Annotated in this window: 14 protein-coding genes and 2 pseudogenes; 4 read left to right on the top strand and 12 right to left on the bottom strand. The window is 70.5% G+C overall.

What is annotated here, in order from left to right:
* Window positions 1-51: 51 nt before the first annotated feature.
* The 3 genes and pseudogenes from DIZ27_RS04575 to DIZ27_RS46795 all read right to left on the bottom strand — a co-directional run bounded on the left by DIZ27_RS04575 (window position 52) and on the right by DIZ27_RS46795 (window position 2,928).
* Window positions 52-2,028, bottom strand: a complete 1,977-nt coding sequence (locus DIZ27_RS04575) for a SpoIIE family protein phosphatase (RefSeq protein WP_181383387.1) — start codon at window positions 2,026-2,028, stop codon at window positions 52-54.
* A gap of 233 nt (window positions 2,029-2,261) precedes the next feature.
* A pseudogene (locus tag DIZ27_RS04570) lies at window positions 2,262-2,788 on the bottom strand (DUF4291 domain-containing protein).
* 14 nt (window positions 2,789-2,802) lie between these two features.
* On the bottom strand, window positions 2,803-2,928 hold the full coding sequence (locus DIZ27_RS46795) for a hypothetical protein (protein WP_258308225.1): 126 nt from the start codon (window positions 2,926-2,928) through the stop codon (window positions 2,803-2,805).
* A gap of 55 nt (window positions 2,929-2,983) precedes the next feature.
* Between DIZ27_RS46795 and DIZ27_RS04565 the strand changes: the two genes are divergently transcribed.
* On the top strand, window positions 2,984-3,694 hold the full coding sequence (locus DIZ27_RS04565; RefSeq protein ID WP_109376960.1) for an alpha/beta hydrolase: 711 nt from the start codon (window positions 2,984-2,986) through the stop codon (window positions 3,692-3,694).
* A gap of 786 nt (window positions 3,695-4,480) precedes the next feature.
* Here DIZ27_RS04565 and DIZ27_RS04560 read toward each other — a convergent pair.
* Window positions 4,481-5,869: an IS1380 family transposase gene (locus DIZ27_RS04560; RefSeq protein WP_109376959.1), complete on the bottom strand. Its 1,389-nt coding sequence runs from the start codon at window positions 5,867-5,869 to the stop codon at window positions 4,481-4,483.
* A gap of 174 nt (window positions 5,870-6,043) precedes the next feature.
* On the opposite strand from DIZ27_RS04560, the gene DIZ27_RS04555 reads away from it, so the two are divergent.
* Window positions 6,044-7,084 carry a tetratricopeptide repeat protein gene (locus tag DIZ27_RS04555; RefSeq protein ID WP_181383372.1) on the top strand — a complete coding sequence of 347 codons (1,041 nt, stop codon included), beginning with the start codon at window positions 6,044-6,046 and terminating at the stop codon, window positions 7,082-7,084.
* Between the two features lie 292 nt (window positions 7,085-7,376).
* Here the strand turns inward: DIZ27_RS04555 and DIZ27_RS46790 are convergent.
* A pseudogene (locus DIZ27_RS46790) lies at window positions 7,377-7,914 on the bottom strand (transposase family protein); the annotation flags it as partial.
* Window positions 7,915-8,040: 126 nt separating this feature from the next.
* On the bottom strand, window positions 8,041-9,531 hold the full coding sequence (locus DIZ27_RS04540; protein WP_109376956.1) for a SulP family inorganic anion transporter: 1,491 nt from the start codon (window positions 9,529-9,531) through the stop codon (window positions 8,041-8,043).
* Between the two features lie 423 nt (window positions 9,532-9,954).
* Here DIZ27_RS04540 and DIZ27_RS04530 point away from each other — a divergent pair, with 423 nt between their 5' ends.
* Window positions 9,955-10,368 (top strand): MerR family transcriptional regulator, encoded by a 414-nt coding sequence (locus DIZ27_RS04530; protein WP_181383370.1) that lies wholly within the window; start codon window positions 9,955-9,957, stop codon window positions 10,366-10,368.
* An 18-nt stretch (window positions 10,369-10,386) separates the two neighbouring features.
* Here the strand turns inward: DIZ27_RS04530 and DIZ27_RS04525 are convergent, their stop codons facing one another.
* The 6 genes from DIZ27_RS04525 to DIZ27_RS04495 all read right to left on the bottom strand — a co-directional run bounded on the left by DIZ27_RS04525 (window position 10,387) and on the right by DIZ27_RS04495 (window position 15,772).
* The gene (locus DIZ27_RS04525; RefSeq protein ID WP_109377026.1) at window positions 10,387-10,704 is read right to left on the bottom strand and encodes a DsbA family protein; all 318 of its coding nucleotides are present in this window, start codon (window positions 10,702-10,704) and stop codon (window positions 10,387-10,389) included.
* A gap of 451 nt (window positions 10,705-11,155) precedes the next feature.
* Window positions 11,156-11,395 carry a hypothetical protein gene (locus DIZ27_RS04520; RefSeq protein ID WP_109377025.1) on the bottom strand — a complete coding sequence of 80 codons (240 nt, stop codon included), beginning with the start codon at window positions 11,393-11,395 and terminating at the stop codon, window positions 11,156-11,158.
* Window positions 11,396-11,631: 236 nt separating this feature from the next.
* Complete coding sequence (locus DIZ27_RS04510) at window positions 11,632-12,237, bottom strand: hypothetical protein (RefSeq protein WP_109376954.1); 606 nt, start codon at window positions 12,235-12,237, stop codon at window positions 11,632-11,634.
* Between the two features lie 133 nt (window positions 12,238-12,370).
* Complete coding sequence (locus DIZ27_RS04505) at window positions 12,371-13,006, bottom strand: N-acetyltransferase (RefSeq protein ID WP_109376953.1); 636 nt, start codon at window positions 13,004-13,006, stop codon at window positions 12,371-12,373.
* Between the two features lie 151 nt (window positions 13,007-13,157).
* Window positions 13,158-14,234, bottom strand: coding sequence for a family 2 encapsulin nanocompartment cargo protein polyprenyl transferase (locus DIZ27_RS04500; RefSeq protein WP_109376952.1), 1,077 nt, complete (start codon window positions 14,232-14,234; stop codon window positions 13,158-13,160).
* A gap of 131 nt (window positions 14,235-14,365) precedes the next feature.
* Window positions 14,366-15,772: a family 2B encapsulin nanocompartment shell protein gene (locus DIZ27_RS04495; protein WP_109376951.1), complete on the bottom strand. Its 1,407-nt coding sequence runs from the start codon at window positions 15,770-15,772 to the stop codon at window positions 14,366-14,368.
* Window positions 15,773-16,079: 307 nt separating this feature from the next.
* Between DIZ27_RS04495 and DIZ27_RS04490 the strand changes: the two genes are divergently transcribed.
* Window positions 16,080-16,658, top strand: a complete 579-nt coding sequence (locus DIZ27_RS04490; RefSeq protein WP_109376950.1) for an N-acetylmuramoyl-L-alanine amidase — start codon at window positions 16,080-16,082, stop codon at window positions 16,656-16,658.
* Window positions 16,659-16,716 lie beyond the last annotated feature (58 nt).

The raw sequence follows: 16,716 nt of genomic DNA, 5'->3' as shown, positions 1-16,716 counted from the left end.
ATTGTCCCGCACTCGCTCCGGTCCCTTCCCGCGCCGTCGGCGCCCCGGGTGTCAGTCCGCCTGGAGCACCAGCAGGGCGAGATCGTCCGCCGGCGGCCGCGCCCCGAACTCGTGGACCAGTCGGCTGATGCGTTCCGCTATCAGGTCGGCGTCCAGTCCCGCGCAGCCGGCCAGCGCGGTGGCGAGCCCGTCGCCGTCGTCGAACTGGCGGGAACCGGAGCGCCGCTCGGTGACGCCGTCGGTGACGCAGAGCAGGGTGTCGCCGGAGCGCAGCTCGAAGGAGTCGCTGGTGTAGGTGGCGTCCTCGACGACCCCGAGCAGGGTCTGCGACCGGGCCACGGTACGGACCGTCCCGTCGGGCGAGAGCAGCAGCGGCAGGGGGTGTCCGGCGGAGGCGAGGGTGACGCGGGCGCCGCCCTCGACGAGGGTGAGTTCGCCGTAGAGCAGGGAGAGGAAGCGGGTCTGGGGGCCGTCCCCGGGGGCGGTGGGGCGGGCGCCGGCGGCGACGAGCGCGCGGGCGGCGGCGTCGGCGGCTTCCGTGGCGTCGTCCAGGAGCAGTTGGTTGAGGCGGTCGAGGACGTCGGCAACGCGGTAGCCCTCGCGGGCGAGCAGCCGCAGCCAGGGGCGGGCCAGGCCGATGACGACGGCCGCCTCGGGGCCCTTGCCCTGGACGTCGCCGATGGCGAAGCACCAGCGGCCCGGCCCGGCCGGGAACAGGTCGTAGAAGTCGCCGCTCGGTCCGCCCTTGTCGTGGGGCTCGTAGACGAGGGCGGAGCGCACGCCGGGGATCTCGGCGACGGCGCCGGGCAGCAGCCCGCGCTGGAGCACGGCGCTGATGGTGGCCTGGCGGGCGTACTGCCGGGCGGCGCCGATGGCAAGCGCCACGCGCCGCCCGAGGTCCTCCACCAGCCCGGTGACCTCGTCCGGGAACCGCCCGATCCCGGCCCGCCCGATCACCAGCGTCCCCAGCGGCCGGCCACCGGCGACGAGCCGGTAGGCGAGGGCGGTGCCGGGACCGGTGTCCTCCTCGCGGCCCTCGGTCAGGTGGAGCGCCTTCTCCGGCCAGGGGTAGACGACCGGTCCGGTGCTCAGCGGATCGGAGGGAGGCGGCGGATCCTGCTCCAGCGCCCGGCTCAGCTCCTCGACGCGGCCCTCGTCGGCGTGCCAGACACGGGCGAGGCGGGGTCCGTCGGCCCGTGCCCCGTCGCTCCAGCCGCTGTGGCCGGTGGTCTCGTCCTCGAGCCACACCGCGCACCAGTCCGCCAGCCGCGGCACGATCAGCTGCCCGGTGAGCGCGGCGACCATGTCCTCGTCCAGCTGCCCGGCGAGCAGATCGGACGCCTCGGCGAGGAAGGAGAGCGCCCCACGCCCCAGCCAGGCCCCGTCCCGCCGGTACGGCCGGGGTGAACGCCATTCCTCGCCGCCGGGCTCCGCCTCCCAGACGTACGCGTCGAACGGAATGCCCGCGCTCCCTGCGCTCTCCGTTTCCTCCGCGTTCTCCGCACTCTCCTCCGCGCCCTCCGTGCCGTCCGCCGCGAAGTCCCCTCCCACGGGGATCCGGGCCCAGATGGTTTTGGTGCCGGGGCGGTAGGTGATCCCCCAGGCCTCGGAGAGCGCGGCGACGAGGCGCAGGCCGCGCCCGTGCTCGGGGCTCTCGTAGGGCGGTGCCTCCGGATCGCCGCCGCGCGGGGCGCGGGAGGGGTGGAGGTCGGTGACCTCGACGACGAGGGCGCCGGTCTCCCCCTCGAGGCGGCAGGTCAGCCGTACCTCGGTGCCGGCGTGCACGACGGCGTTGGTGACCAGTTCGCTGGCGATCAGCGTGGCGTCGTCGCCGGCGCGGGCGGTGAGGTGCTCGGCACCGGGCAGGGCGCGCTCCGTCCAGTCGGCGAGCGCCGCCCGCACCAGGGCCCGCGCGGTGCCCGGCGCGAGGGAGCCGCCGGACAGCGCCGCGTCCGCCCGCGCGCACGCCCGCGCGGGCGCCTCCGAGACGGCACTCGGGGTCTCCCGTTGCGTCGGAATGGCCCTCATGGGCAGCTCCCCGGGCAGTTCGTACGAATACACCTCGATCAATGCCGCCAGGGTGACAGACCGACCCCACCCATAAGCAACGAGTTACCGAAGTGGACCCCCTGGAGCGAGAACAGTGCTAAGCACACAGCCAACAACCGGCCGAAAGCCGACCACTTTCGAGCAACACCGAAAAGTGTGAGGGCACCGGTACCTGTCCCCTTGACGTCAGCGCACGCCCCGGCCTTCATGCCTCATGGGCGCAGGTGATCCAGGAGCCCGTCGGGAGCGGGGTGGGGCGGCTCGTGGGGAAGAAGCCGCCGGGCGGCCTCCAGGCCGCCGCCCCGCACCTGCCCGTGGATCTCGTGCGCCAGAGCGGTGGCGTCGGCGACGGAGACCGTCCACTCGTCCGCGTAACGGCGTGCCGCCTCACCGGCGAGCCCGAGCCGCAGCGAGCGGTGGGCGAGCGGCCGCAGCTGCACATCGCGCTCGGGGTCCCACTGGACCCGCGCCGGGGCCCGCTTCACCCGCCGCTTCCAGGCGGCCCGGTCGGCGTGCAGTCCGCGCTCGTGGTGCGCCAGGCAGGCGTGCTCCAGCGCCCACTCGAAGCCCTCGCGGGTGATCTCGACCGCGAGGACGACCTCCTGCCCTTCCTCGGCCCCCGCCCGCAGCGGTACATCATCCAGAGGAAGGACGGCTTGATCCACGTCAAGCCGCGCTCACAGTCCTTGTCCCTCAAGGTGGGCGGCGGGATCTCTCGGGAGAGTGGCAGGCCGGGCATCGGCGGCCCGCGGATCAGGCGGCCCTGGCGATCAGATCGAGCAGGCCCGCACGCGTCTTCAGGTGCTCGCGGCGAGGGTCAGCCGATGGCATGAGGAAATTCGCGCGCAGAGCAAAACGGTTGACCTTCGGGCTGGACATGATGGCCTGGGCTTGCGGTCGTCACGGGGCGGCCGGGAAGCTGAGGGAGGCATGAATGCGGGTCGTATTCGTCCATGGCGCGTGCGCGCAGGATGCCGACTGGTGGTGGAACCGGATGGTGGAGCCACTCGCCGCCCTGGGGCTGGAGAGCCGCAGTGTGGAACTGCCCAGCTGCGGCGAGCGGGCGGGCGCCGCGTACGGAGCGGATTTGTACGCCGACGCTGACGCGGTGCGGTCCGTGCTGGACCAGGAGCCTGGGCACCCCGCCTTGCTGTGCGGGCACTCCTACGGCGGGATGGTGATCACCGACGCCGCCGCGGGCAGGGACGACGTCACCCACCTCCTCTACATCACCGCGGTCGTGCCGGACCGCGGCGAATCCCTCGCCTCCCTGGCTGGACCCGACCCCGCCCCCTGGGTCGTCCCGCGGGATGATGGCACGGTCGTCCCGAATACGGCGGTCGACCTGCGGGGCGCCTTCCTGCACGACTGCGACGAGGAGGCCGAGGCGGGCGCCTTCCGGCGGTTGGGACCGCAGTCACAGGCGGTCTTCGCTCAGGCTCCGCGCGGCATTGCCTGGCACAAGACCCCCTCGACGTACGTCGTCTGTACCGGGGACCGGGCCACGCCGCCGGCGAAGCAGCGGGAGTTCGCCCGGCGGGCGTCCGGTGTGATCGACCTGCCGACCGGCCACCATCCGTTTCTGTCCCACCCGGGGCTACTGGCCGACCTGATCGGTGAGGTCGCCCGCGGGGTCGGAGAGTAGATCTGCTTGGGGTCCGCATCCTGCAAGGACCACGGATGGGGCTGTGAACGCGGCTTGGTGATCCACGTCAAGCCGTGTTCATGACCCCTTTCTCGGCAGAGCCGTGGTCATCCTCGGGTCTGGAGACGCCTGCAAGGGGTCGGCCTTCGCCATCGAGTCGCCGCTGCCGGGGCGGGTCCGGCCGGTCGGAGGACTGCTCCTCGTCCCGGTCGTTCGATGTGGCTGACGGCGTGGTGATCCAGGTATGGGCAAGAGCGGTCGCGGCCTGATCAGAGCACCGCGAGTGCTTTGTCTATGCGCCGCGACGTGCCCTTGTGCGTGACCCATCTGCTCAGGGTCTCCAGTTCCGTCCGTGCTGCCCGATTCCCGAGCAGAGCCAGCGCGACGATGCCCGCCTCAGCCACTTGAGGCGAGCGGGGAGCGTCTCCGGACCGATGATCCAGGGAGGTCTCGGCGAGGCCGACGAGAGCATGGACGGTGTCCGGCCGAGGCGGAAGGAGGGAAAGCATCCAAGCGAGTCCACGTAGCACGTGGGAGTTGTAGGGGTCGAAACACGCGTTCACATCGAACGGGAGGTGCGGATGACCGAGAAGCGGGAAGGTTCGATCCAGATGAGCCAGCTCCAACCACCTGAGCCTCGATCCACCGCGTGAATTCTGCTCACGGGCGTCGGGCGGGTTCCGGGTGTTTCTTCGGGACGCAGGCAGCGGTGATCGCCGGGTGGCCGACCGGTGCGGGGTCTCCAAGGTTCTTTCGGGTCGTGGGCGGTCAGGTCGAGCGTGTGGTTCACGTGACCATGCGCTGTCCGGTCGTCGTCCACAGGTCGACGAAGTCGGCTTCCCAGGGCCAGTGTTGGGACAGGTGGAGGGTGAGGCGGCGGGCGCCGGTGGCGATCCGGGCGGGGATGTTGATCAGGTGGCGGCGGATGGTGCCGGTCCGTGCCCTGGCGTGGAAGACGGAGGCGAGGTGGCCGGCGGCCCGGGTGAGGTTGTAGGCGGTGGCCGCGAGGGTGAGCCAGGCGGCGTTCGCGGTGAACCTCCCCGACGGCAGGTGGGCGAGCGCGGAGTCTTCCAGATCGGCGAAGACCTGCTCGACCTGGGCGTGTTCACGGTGCATTGGTTCGGCCTGGGCCAGGACGAACGGGCTGTCGGTGAAGATGACGTGGTGGCGCCAGACGCCGAACAGTTCGGCCTGGCCCGCGGGCACGCTCTTCGGGTTCAGGCGCTTCACCCGGCGCACGATCAGCCGGGCGGTGGCGTGAAACGCCTTCTTCTTGCTGGTGAACGCGGTGAAGGGGACCTCGGCGATCTCGGCGTCGGAGATCCAGCGTGCCTCGGCGGCGTCCCAGACGGCGGCGGCGTACTTGATCGGTGTCCAGGCGGTCTCGGCGATGCCCGCGATCGCCTCGCGGATGGTCTTGTGCACCGCCACAGCCAGCGAGAAGTGCGCGTCCGCCTTCCGGCACACGTCCACCACCTTGTGGGAGAAGTACGCCGAGTCCGCACGCACGATGACCTTCGCGGTGATGCCCATCGCCCGGACCGTGGCCAGGGCCTCGCGCAGGAGGCTCGCCGCTCCCTTGCCGGAGCCTGCCGAGCCCTTGCGCAGCCGGGTGGCGACGATGACCGGAGCGCAGGTGGATGTCTTGACGGTGACGATCTGGAAGTGCAGGCCGCGCTGCTTGGTATAGCCGAACGAGGCGCCCTGTTTGGCCGGCCCGTAGACCTGCTTGACCTTGGAGTCGATGTCCACGAACACCACCTCGTCCCGCTTCGGGACCAGACCGGTGTGCGCGGCCAGAGTGCAGGTGAACGCCCGCACCGCGGACTCGAGTTGGCGCACGTGTCCCCAGGTGAAGGCGCGCAGGAACGACCCCAGTGTGGACGGCGCACGTACCCCACCGAACAGGCGGGACAGGCCGCCGTGCCGAAGAACGTCCAGATCCTCGATGCTGTCCGCCCCGGCGATCATGCCGCCCACGATCGACAGGGCCTTCGCGTCGGCCGCCGTACCGGCACCGTTGGCCGCGCCGGTGAGCCTCACCTTCTCGGCCACCAACCGGGGCAGACCGCACCGCTCGGCCAGTCGGATCGTCGGGACCAGCCCGGCATGCGCGATCAGGTCCGGGTCGTCGAACGCGGCGAACAGCGTCGCCGGGCTGTGGGAGACTTTCACTTACGAGGTGCCTTGCTTCGTGGGATTGATGAGGGCGTAGGAACTCCCATCATCCCAGGTCAGCGGGCACCTCTTCTCATTTCGTCGTCCACAGACCGGCTATCGCGCGGTGGATCCAGGCTGAATGCTCTGCGGGAGCACGACGGGGGGCGTCTGGACGTCCGGCACGACCTGGTGGCGGTGTTGCACGCGCGTGGAAGGCTGCGGGAGGCCATCCGTCAGTTGCGGGAGATCGCCGACCAGGAACGACAGAAGTCCGGGCCCACGCATCCCGACACAATTACCGCCCGCAACAGTCTCGGGGTCGCGCTGAAAGACTTCGGAAGTCTCGACGAGGCAGCTTCCGTCTACCGCGAAGCGCTGAGAGACGCAGCCTGTAAGCACTCCGACGATCAACCCCTGGTACTGACGCTACGACATAACCTCGCCGTCGTCATGCGCATTCAGGGCAATCTCGACGCGGCAGAGAGGGAGCACTCGGCGATCCTGCAGATCCAGGAACGTAGGCACGGGCTTGAGCATCCCGAGACGCTCACCACTCGGCTTTCCCTCGCCCGCATTCTGGATGACAGGGGATTCGCCACCGAAGCCGAAGCCGCATTCAGGGAAGTCCTGTCGGTATGTGCCCGCGTCATGGGGCCTGATCATCCAAGGACCCTCTCCGTGCAGGGGAACTTGGCGTATTTGCTGGCCGATCAGGAGCGATTCCCTGAAGCGGAGACGGAGTACCGCGATGCATTGTCCGCGTGCCGGAAGGCCCTCGGAGTCGACCATCCCGAGACTCTGACAAATAACCACAATCTGGCCATGGCGCTGGGAAACCAGGGAAAGCTCACGGAGGCTATTCCCCGGTTTCGTGACGTCGTGGAGCGTCGGGACCGCACGTTGGGGCCTGACCATCCGGAGACGCTGCTAGCGCGCAAGAACCTCGGTGAGAGTCTGAGCCGGGCAGGGCAGCCGGCGGAAAGTGCTGAGGAGTTCAAGGAAGTGGCGGCCGGTTGGGCGCGTACACGCGGTGCGGACCACGACTCAGTCTGGGACGCACGCTACCGTCGAGCTCAGCTGCTGTGGGAGGCCGGACAGCCACGCGCCGCACAGGAGGAGCTCGAAGCTCTGCTGGACCGCACCCTGGAAGTCCGGCCGAATGGGGATCCACATATCACCACGTTGCAACGGGTGCTGATGGCAGTGCGTGCCGACGATGGCGATTCCTAGCATCGGCAGCTACACGATCCGCACACCAGAGGTAGAGCAGTCCGCACACAGTCCGCAGGACACCCAATCAGGACCGTCGCACCCCATCGCCACCCATCACCAAAAGGCCAGGTCAGCGGCCTGCAGCAGTCAACGCAGCAGGTCACCGACCTGGCCGATTACTAGGAGACGAAGAAGGCCTGATCTTCGATCATGCCATCTGACCTGCGATTACTTCGGTTGCAGTGTCTCCCTGTCCGCACCCGGTCCGCAGGCCGCCGAGCACGGCGTCCATGACGGCCCGGGTGCGGTCCTCTTCGCCCGGCCACAGGTGCGCGTAGATCTGCAGCGTGATGACGGCAGATGCGTGACCGGGGACCAGCTGGATCTGCTTGACGCTCGCTCCGCCGGCGATGAGCGCGGAGGCGTAGCGGTGGCGGCGGCGCAGGGCGAAGTCGTCGATGCCGATCACTCGCGGGACGCGGGCCGGGGGAGCAGGATGCGCCGCAGGAGGCGCAGGGCGGTGGAGCAGGAGACGGGCACCGCCAGCAGCCCGGGGACCCGCTCGCGGAAGGTCCGCCGCGGGCAGTCCAGCTCCGGGCAGGGCAGACGCCGTACCCGCAGCGAGACCACCACCGGGCGGTCGTCGACCGGCACATCCGCCACCGTCCGCCGGTGGTACCCGTGTACCTTCCCGTCGACCTCCCGCACACCGGACAGGGCACCGGCACATTCCGGGTCCGCCCGGCGATCCGGATCACCTCCCCGTCGTCCACCACATCCTCGACGACCAGCGCAGGCAACCCGAGAACACCGTCCCTACAAGGGCGTCGACGTCGACCAGACCTCATCCTGACAGGCCGGCACTCAGTGTCACCACCGACTACGGAACAGAGCCGTTGATCAGACACTCCCCTGAACAGCGGAGGACCCCGGCGGGTGGGCCGGGGTCCTGTTGATCGGGTCGCGGGGGCTGGTCAGTGACCGGCGGCGAGTTCGCCGCTGAGTTTGCCGTGCAGGTGAGCGCTCGGGGTGTTGAGCCCGGTGATCTCGACGGTCTTGCCGCGCTGGGCGTACTTGGTCTCGATCGCGTCGAGGGCGGCGACGGAGGAGGCGTCCCAGATGTGCGCCGAGCTCAGGTCGATGATCACCTTGTCCGGGTCGGTGGCGTAGTCGAACTGGCCCACCAGGTCGTTGGAGGAGGCGAAGAACAGTTCGCCGGTGACCCGGTAGACCACCGTCTTGCCGTCGGGGTCGACCACGGCGGTCACCTCGGCGAGGTGAGCGACGCGCTTGGCGAAGATGACCATGGCCGTGACCGAGCCGACGATAATGCCGATGGCGAGGTTGTGGGTGGCGACCACGCAGGCGACGGTGATCACCATGACGGCGATCTCGCCGACGGGCATCCGCTTGAGGGTCTTCGGGGCGATGGAGTGCCAGTCGAAGGTCGCGAACGACACCATGATCATGACGGCGACGAGGGCGGCCATGGGGATGTCGGAGACGACCGGGCCGAAGACGATGCACAGCACCATCAGGAACGCGCCGGCCAGGAAGGTGGACAGGCGGGTGCGGGCGCCGGAGACCTTCACGTTGATCATCGTCTGGCCGATCATGGCGCAGCCGCCCATGCCGCCGAAGAAGCCGGTGACGATGTTGGCGACGCCCTGGCCGATCGACTCGCGGGTCTTGTTGGAGTGGGTGTCGGTGATGTCGTCGACCAGCTTCGCGGTCATCAGCGACTCCATCAGACCGACCAGCGCCATCGCGAACGCGTACGGGGCGATCGTCGTCAGGGTGTCGAGCGTGAACGGCACGTCCGGCAGGCCCGGCACGGGCAGGGAGGACGGCAGTTCGCCCTTGTCGCCCACGGTCGGCACCGCGATGGCCGCGCCGACGGTGATCACGGTCAGGATGACGATGGAGACCAGCGGCGCCGGGATCACGGTGGTGATCCTCGGGAAGAACACCATGAGCGCCAGACCGCCGACGATCAGCGGGTACACCGCCCAGGGCACGTTGCTCATCTCGGGGACCTGGGCCATGAAGATCAGGATGGCGAGCGCGTTGACGAATCCGACCATCACCGATCGCGGGATGAACCGCATCAGCTTCGCCACCCCGAGCGCGCCCAGGGCGACCTGGATGACGCCCGCGAGGATGACCGCAGCCACGAGGTGGCCAAGACCATGCTCACGGTTCAGCGGGGCGATCACGAGGGCGATGGCGCCAGTGGCGGCGGAGATCATCGCCCGCCGGCCGCCGACGATCGAGATGACCACGGCCATGGTGAACGAGGCGAACAGACCGATCGCCGGGTCCACACCAGCGATGATCGAGAACGAGATCGCCTCGGGAATCAGGGCCAGGGCGACGACCAGGCCGGCCAGGACCTCGGTGCGCCAGACCTTCGGGTCGGAGATCCAGTCGGGCTTCAGGCCACGCAGGCGCGCAGCCGGGGGCATGGCAGTGGCGGCAGAAGACAAGGGAGACGGAACCTGTCGTGCTCGGGCACACCCCGTTCGGCAGGCCGGGGCACGCGGGATGACGCGGGGGCCAGACCGGCACCCCGCGGGCGGCTCCTCCCGGAGCCGGAAGCCGAAAGAGGACGGAGCTGGGAACGGCCGTCAGCGCGGCCAGGCTCACGCCCGAGGGCGAAGCGTCACGGCGGGCAGGCGGCGGCGCCGGGCGTCATGGGCTCGCGCACGCTTCTCTCCTGCAAGAATCGGAACTTCGCCGGGGGCACCATCGGCCCCGACACGGCAACGGCGAGGCGGCGGAACGCCGCCCCCACCAACAGCGACTCTACCCTAACGTTAGGGTAGAGATGAGCGGCAACCACCTGGGGCGAGGCCGCTGACAAGGAGAAAGGCCAGGGGATCACGGGCGTGGACGGCAAGCACATGCAGATCGGCGAGGTCGCCGCACGGACCGAGCTGTCCCTGCGCACGATCCGCCACTACGAGGAGACCGGCCTCGTCGCCCCCTCCGCCCGCTCCCGGGGCGGCTTCCGCCTCTACACCGAGAACGACGTCGCCCGCCTCATGGTCATCCGCCGCATGAAGCCGCTCGGCTTCACCCTGGACCAGATGCGCGACCTTCTCGACGCCACCGATCGCCTCGACGCCGACGCCACCCTCGATGCCGACGAGCGCGAGGCCCTCCTGGAACGCGTCCGCACCTACCAGCAGGACGCCGCCGAACAGGTCGAAAAGCTCCGCGTCCAGCTCTCCCGCGCCGAAGACTTCGAAGGCACCCTGCGCGCCCGCCTGGAGCGGAACGCGCCCGCCGCCCGAGCCTGACCACGGCTCCCGCAGGGGTCAGCCGTCGATACGGGCCGCAGAGGCGAGGGGCTGGCGGAGCTGTTCGACGTCCGGCGCCCCGGACAAACCGCTCACGGTCCGGTACATCCGGCAGGCCAGCCCCGGCGCCCGGCCAGGCTCGGCGAACGGGTCACGGCCGTTGATCAGGATCGTCGGCGAGCCAGTGAACCCGCACCGCTCGGCCTCGGCCTGGTCGGCGATCACCCGGGTGGTGAAGCCCTCGCCGAGGCCTACGGCGTCCAGCGCCTGGCGCAGCCGCTCGGCGGCGGGCTGAGCGTTGGGGCAGTCGGCCACGACCAGGACCTCGATCTCCATGCTTCCAGGGTCGCGCGCTCTGGCGTCGTACGGGCCGGCCCCGGTCGTGAAGACCACTCGGCTTTTCCGTGTCCCTGGGCATGGGCGGCAAGCTGCTCCAGCACTCGCTTCGGCGAGGGCACGGCGCAGTGACCTCGCTGCCCCGCAGTCCGCACACAGTCCGCACACAGTCCGCAGGACACCCGATCAGGACCGTCGCACCCCATCGCCAGCAATCAGGAAAAGGCCAGGTCACCGGCCTGGCCGATGACCAGGAGACGAAGAGTGCCTGATCCTTCGATCATGTCTGGTGACCAGCGCTGTCTTCTTCAGCCGCCCGGTCCTCCGCCCGCACCCGGCCCGCAGACCGCCGCTCCGGCACCCTGACGGCCGGGTGCGGTCGTCTTCGACAGGCCGGACGGGCCGGAGGGCGGTCGTCCTCGCCCGGTCACCGGGCAGCCGCGGGTGTGCGTCAGGGCTCGGAACGCGGACCTGCTTCCTTCGTGGGGGCCGCGTTCTCGGCGGGCTCGGTTCGGAGGGATCCGGTGGGAGGGCCGGCGACGGCGTCGCGGTCCGGGTACCGCTCGCACTCCCGGTTGCCGCACGGTCCGTGGACCCAGGTCGGGACCCATGCGCCCAGCGTCTTGTGACGCCGGACGACCATCTCCACTGGCTGTCCGCAGGCGGGACAGACCGGTTCGTCGCTGCCCATGCCACCCAGGGTAGGCCCGACTGCGGTCCAGCGCTTCCTGTTGTACGTCCGAACCAGCACGCCGTTCTTGAACGTACGCACCGACTCGAGCGCGAACTCCGTCACCGCGAAGCCCGCGCCGGACATCGGCAGGCCGGCGCCCTGCACGATCGGGTTCGTGGAGCGGATCGCGGCCGCGATCGTGCCGGAGAAGGCCGAACAGGCCGCGGAGGCGGAGGGGTGGAGCGCACTAGTCGTCAGCGCCGGGCCCCGTGGCGGCTGGTGGCGGGTACGGCCCGCTCCCTGGTGGCCGGTACGGCTGGTACAGCCGGCACGGCCTCGCGTTCGGCGCCCGCGGGCCAGACGATCTCGACGGGGATGCCCCGGGCGCGGGCATACGTCACCAGATGGGCGGTGGCGTCGCGGCCGTTGGACGGCGACCCGTCCCAGACCGCCAGGAGGAGGCCGCTGGAGGCGACCATCCGCTCGTCCGCACCGACACAGGAACCGCGGTGATTCGGGTCGTACGCCAGCAGCCGCGCCTGGTCGGCGAGGTTCAGCAGCTCACCGGCGGCCATCCGGTCGCGCCTGGGCGGCATGGCAGGGACCCCGTTGTCCGTGGGGATGACGACGATCAGGCGGCGGCCCGACGCACGCGCCGCGCGGCCGAACGCCAGCGGCGCTCCCGCCCCGCACCGCACCATGGCCGCTCCCCGCGCGCAGCGTTCCTCCAGACGCCGTCGCAGTTCGCGCTCCACCAGCTCGAGCGTGCGCGGGGTGAGATCGGCGTGCCCGACCAGCACGATCTCCCCGGCCGCCCCTCCGTTGTGTCCCGCCCCGTCGTCACGCGCCGTTGTACTCATCTCGCCCCTGACAGTCCTCGGCCTCCGGTCACCGGCCCGGTCCCAGGTCAGTGAAGCCGGGGCACGGGCCGGTGACCAGGGCCGAACGTCCCTGACTCGGGAGGTGAGACCGAGAAGGGGGGAAGCGGGGCGGTCAGGCGTGGGCGAAGGACCGGTCGGCCGCACGAGTGCGGGGTTCGCGCCACATCGGCCACATGTGGGGGCCGTCTGGGAGGAGCAGGGGCTCGCCGGTCGGGGCGAAGCCGAGGCGTTCGTACAGCACGCGGCTGCGGACGCTGCTCGCCTCCAGATAGGCCGGCAGCCCCTCCCGGTCGCAGCGGTCGAGGACCGAGCCGATGAGCGCGGTGCCGAGTCCCTCGCCCTGCCGGGCGGGTGTCACGCCGATCATCCATAGGTACTCGTGGGCCCGCCCAAAGGGGTGGACGCCCGCCGTCAGCCGACCGATCATCTCCACCCGCTCGTTGTCCGGGTCGACGGCCCGGCGTACCCGGGCCGGGCCCTCGTCGTCCTCGGGTGTCCCGTCGCCGTGCTCGGCCGCCGGCATCGACAGCCACAGCGCGCACGCCGAGCCGTCCTCCGTGACGTCGACACGTCCCTCGGCGAGCACGAGGTCGGTGAAGGCGGCCATCAGCCTGTGGTGCGTCGTACGGCGGTACTCCTCGCCGGGGAAGACCCAGCTGCTCACCGGGTCGTCCTGGAACGCCTCGTCCAGAAGCCGGACCAGCAGTTCCCGGTCCCCGTCCCCAGCCGTCCGGATCGCCACACCCATGTCCGCCCCTTCGCCTCAACTCTCGTCGATCGTACGGGGGTTGAGCCTAACGGGAGGGCGGCAGCCGACGCTTGCCGACATCTCGGCCGGCCGCGCCGCATGCGCGGTGGGTCCCGCACACCGTGGGGAAGTGCGGGACCCACCGGGCGATCTACGCGGTGCGCCGGGTCACGAACTCGGCGAGGGCCAGCAGACCGCCCGCCGCCTCCGGGTCGGGCACCGCGCGAGCGAGTTCCTGCATCACCCGAGCCATGCGGTCGGCCGCCTGGGCCTGCGCCCAGTCACGGCCGCCCGCCCGTTCCACGGTCAGGGCGATGTACTCCAGGTCCTCCTCGTCCGCGTGCGGAGCCCCGTACAGCCCGGCGAGTTCGGACGCCGCCGGGGTGCCGGAGGTGAGCGCGGCGACCACCGGCAGGGACTTCTTGCGGGCTGCCAGATCCGCGCCGACGGGCTTGCCGGTGTGCCGAGGGTCGCCCCATATGCCGATCACGTCGTCGATGAGCTGGAAGGCCAGCCCCGACTCACGGCCGAACGCGTCCAGTGCCGCCACCTCCGCCGCCCCGGCATCCGCGTACAGCGCGCCGAGCGCGCAGGCGCAGCCGAGCAGCGCGCCCGTCTTGGCCTCGGCCATGGCGAGGGTCTCCTCGAGGGTGACCTCGCCGGGGTCGCGCCCCTCCATGGCCGTGTCCGCCTGTTGTCCGGCGCACAGTTCCACGACGCAGTCCGCCAGCCGGGCCACCGCGGCCCGGGCCGCGGGGTGCGGGTCCTCGGCGAGCAGCCGCAGGGCGAGCGCGTGGAGGGCGTCTCCGGTGAGGATCGCGTCGTCGTCACCGAACACGGTCCATGCGGTGGGCCGGTGGCGCCGGGTGGTGTCCCGGTCCATCACGTCGTCGTGCAGCAACGTGAAGTTGTGGACCAGTTCCACCGCGGCGGCTGCCCGTACCGCCGCCGCCCGGGCCGCGGGCCCGCCGAGGGCGGAGGCCGCGGCGAGCACCAGTGCGGGACGGATGGCCTTGCCGGACCCGCCCGCGGCCGGGGTGCCGTCCGCGTTCTCCCAGCCGAAGTGGTAGAGACCGATCCGGCGCAACGGGCCGGGCATCGAGCCGATGGCGGCCCGCAGCACGGGGACGACCTCGGCCCTCGCCCGGTCCAGCAGGATCGTCGCCTCGTGGCACTCGGCGGGCCGGTACTCGCTCTCCGTTTTCGGCTCGGTCATCGATTCCGTCATGGACTCACCTCTGGACCCGTCTCGGAGGATGAGCGGAGGTGGCACTTCCGCCTGCGGCACGCGCGTACCCCCAGGGTGTACCCGCCCGGGTGGGCGGGGACACGGCGTACGCGCCGAAAGATCGCGGTAGGTCACCGCCAGCGACCGATCTCGACGTTCTCCAGGACGCCGAGCGCGTCCGGCACCAGGACGGCAGCCGAGTAGTAGGCCGTGACCAGGTACTTGATGATGGCCTGTTCGTTGACGCCCATGAAACGCACGGACAGGCTCGGCTCGATCTCGTCGGGGAGGCCGGACGCCCGCAGGCCGATGACGCCCTGCTCCTCCTCGCCCGTGCGCAGCGCGATGATGGAGGTCGTGCGCTCCTCCGTCACCGGGATCTTGTTGCACGGGAAGATGGGCACACCCCGCCAGGTGGGGATGCGGTTGCCGGCCATGTCGATGGTCTCGGGGACGAGTCCCCGCTTGTTGAGCTCGCGGCCGAACGCGGAGATCGCGCGCGGGTGGGCGAGGAGCAGCTTGGTCCCGCGTCGCCTGCTGAGCAGTTCGTCCAGGTCGTCGGGGGCGGGTACGCCGTCGTGCGGCTGGATCCGCTGGTCGTACTCGCAGTTGTGCAGCAGACCGAAGCCCCGGTTGTTGATGAGTTCGTGCTCCTGGCGCTCCTTCAACGCCTCGACGGTCAGCCTGATCTGCTGCTCCGTCTGGTTCATGGGCTGGTTGTAGAGGTCGGCCACGCGCGTGTGGATGCGCAGCACGGTCTGGGCGACGCTCAGCTCGTACTCGCGGGGCTTGGCCTCGTAGTCGACGAAGGTGTGCGGGATGTCCGGTTCCCCGCTGTGGCCGGCCGCGAGGTCGATCTCCCGCTCGCCGTACTTGTTGGTGCGCTGACTCGGGACGGAGCGCTGCTCCCGGAGGTGCTCGCGCAGTGTCTCGGACCGCTCGGCGACCTGCTCGACGGCGTCACGCGGCAGGACGAGCATGGTGCAGGCGGTCAGGGTGCGGGTGGTGTACTCCCAGATCGCGCCCTCGTCCAGGAGCGCCTGGTCGCCGAAGTAGGCGCCGTCGGCGAGGATTCCGAGGGACCCGTCACCGCCGTAGGGGCCGGTGCCGACCTTCTCGACCCTGCCGTGGGCCAGCAGGAACACCTCGTCGGCCGGACTGCCGAACGAAGCGATCACCTGGCCGGCCCCGATCTCCCGCTGCCGGCAGCGGGTGGCCAGCTCCGCGAGCACTTCCTCGTCCTCGTACGACCGCAGGGCCGGCAGCTCGCCCAGCTCCGCCGGGATCACCTCGACGCGGTCACCGGTCTTCACGAAGGTCACCCGTCCGTCCCCGACGGCGTACGTCAACCGCCGGTTCACCCGGTACGTACCGCCCTGCACGTCCGTCCAGGGCAGCATGCGCAGCAGCCAGCGCGAGCTGATCTCCTGCATCTGCGGTACGGACTTGGTGGTGGTGGCCAGGTTCCGCGCCGCCGCCGTACCGAGGCTCTGCTGCTGCCGGGTCTGCTCCGTGCGGACCTCTTCGCCTACCGACATAAGGAATTGCCCTCCCAGTTGTGACCGGCGCCCATCCGTGCCGGGCGTCGGTCTCCGTGACAGAGCCTTCCTCACGGAACGTGGCTGCGGTATTACCCGAATGAGCGGGAATGGATCTTCAACTCCATGGGCATTCATGGTGGTTCCGTTCAGCGGCGGCCCGGCGACCGGACATTGTCCGGATCGGCTCGTACGGGGACGGGGTGATTGGTTGCGCTCACTCCGTTCAGGTACAAGCACCGGTACGAGGCGGCCGCGACCGGCGGCCGTCGCGGCGCGAGAAGGAGGGGCGGCCATGGCCCCACCCATGTCCGCGAGCGCGTTCCTGAACGCTTTGAAAGCGGAGGGCCTCAGGGTCGTCGAGGTCGGCGACTGGCGCGATCACAACCGCAATCACAAGGGCCCCTGGGGGCCGGTCCACGGCGTGATGATCCATCACACGGTCACCCGGGGCAGCGCCCGGACCGTCGAGCTGTGCCGCACGGGCTACGCGGGCCTGCCGGGGCCGCTGTGCCACGGCGTCATCACCAAGGACGGCCGGGTCCACCTCGTCGGCTACGGCAGGGCCAACCACGCGGGCCTGGGCGACGACGACGTGCTGCGCGCCGTGATCGCGGAGAGGTCGCTCCCCGCGGACAACGAGCAGAACACCGACGGCAACCGGCACTTCTACGGCTTCGAGTGCGAGAACCTGGGCGACGGGGACGACCCCTGGCCCGCAGCGCAACTGGAAGCCATCGAGAGGGCCGCCGCCGCGGTCTGCCGCCGCCACGGATGGAACGAACGGTCGGTGATCGGGCATCTGGAGTGGCAGCCCGGGAAGGTGGATCCGCGCGGGTTCACGATGGCGTCGATGCGGACGCGCATCCGTGACCGGCTGAAGTGACGGGATGTATGGGAGCGTACGCGGGTGTGCGGGGTGCCGGGCCCGGCCTGGCGACAAT

Source organism: Streptomyces sp. NWU339, from assembly GCF_003143855.1.
Classification (GTDB): Bacteria; Actinomycetota; Actinomycetes; order Streptomycetales; family Streptomycetaceae; genus Streptomyces.
The sequence above is the reverse complement of the archived record's forward strand: the minus strand, read 5'-3'. Positions and strand labels throughout refer to the sequence as shown.

Excerpts from the sequence above, each read along its gene's own strand:
- DIZ27_RS04540 (WP_109376956.1), bottom strand. The coding sequence starts at position 9,531 with ATGCCCCCGGCTGCGCGCCTGCGTGGCCTGAAGCCCGACTGGATCTCC.
- DIZ27_RS46795 (WP_258308225.1), bottom strand. The coding sequence starts at position 2,928 with ATGTCCAGCCCGAAGGTCAACCGTTTTGCTCTGCGCGCGAATTTCCTC.
- DIZ27_RS04490 (WP_109376950.1), top strand. The coding sequence starts at position 16,080 with ATGTCCGCGAGCGCGTTCCTGAACGCTTTGAAAGCGGAGGGCCTCAGG.
- DIZ27_RS04575 (WP_181383387.1), bottom strand. The coding sequence starts at position 2,028 with ATGAGGGCCATTCCGACGCAACGGGAGACCCCGAGTGCCGTCTCGGAG.
- DIZ27_RS04510 (WP_109376954.1), bottom strand. The coding sequence starts at position 12,237 with ATGAGTACAACGGCGCGTGACGACGGGGCGGGACACAACGGAGGGGCG.
- DIZ27_RS04525 (WP_109377026.1), bottom strand. The coding sequence starts at position 10,704 with ATGGAGATCGAGGTCCTGGTCGTGGCCGACTGCCCCAACGCTCAGCCC.
- DIZ27_RS04495 (WP_109376951.1), bottom strand. The coding sequence starts at position 15,772 with ATGTCGGTAGGCGAAGAGGTCCGCACGGAGCAGACCCGGCAGCAGCAG.
- DIZ27_RS04505 (WP_109376953.1), bottom strand. The coding sequence starts at position 13,006 with ATGGGTGTGGCGATCCGGACGGCTGGGGACGGGGACCGGGAACTGCTG.
- DIZ27_RS04500 (WP_109376952.1), bottom strand. The coding sequence starts at position 14,234 with ATGACGGAATCGATGACCGAGCCGAAAACGGAGAGCGAGTACCGGCCC.
- DIZ27_RS04565 (WP_109376960.1), top strand. The coding sequence starts at position 2,984 with ATGCGGGTCGTATTCGTCCATGGCGCGTGCGCGCAGGATGCCGACTGG.
- DIZ27_RS04520 (WP_109377025.1), bottom strand. The coding sequence starts at position 11,395 with ATGGGCAGCGACGAACCGGTCTGTCCCGCCTGCGGACAGCCAGTGGAG.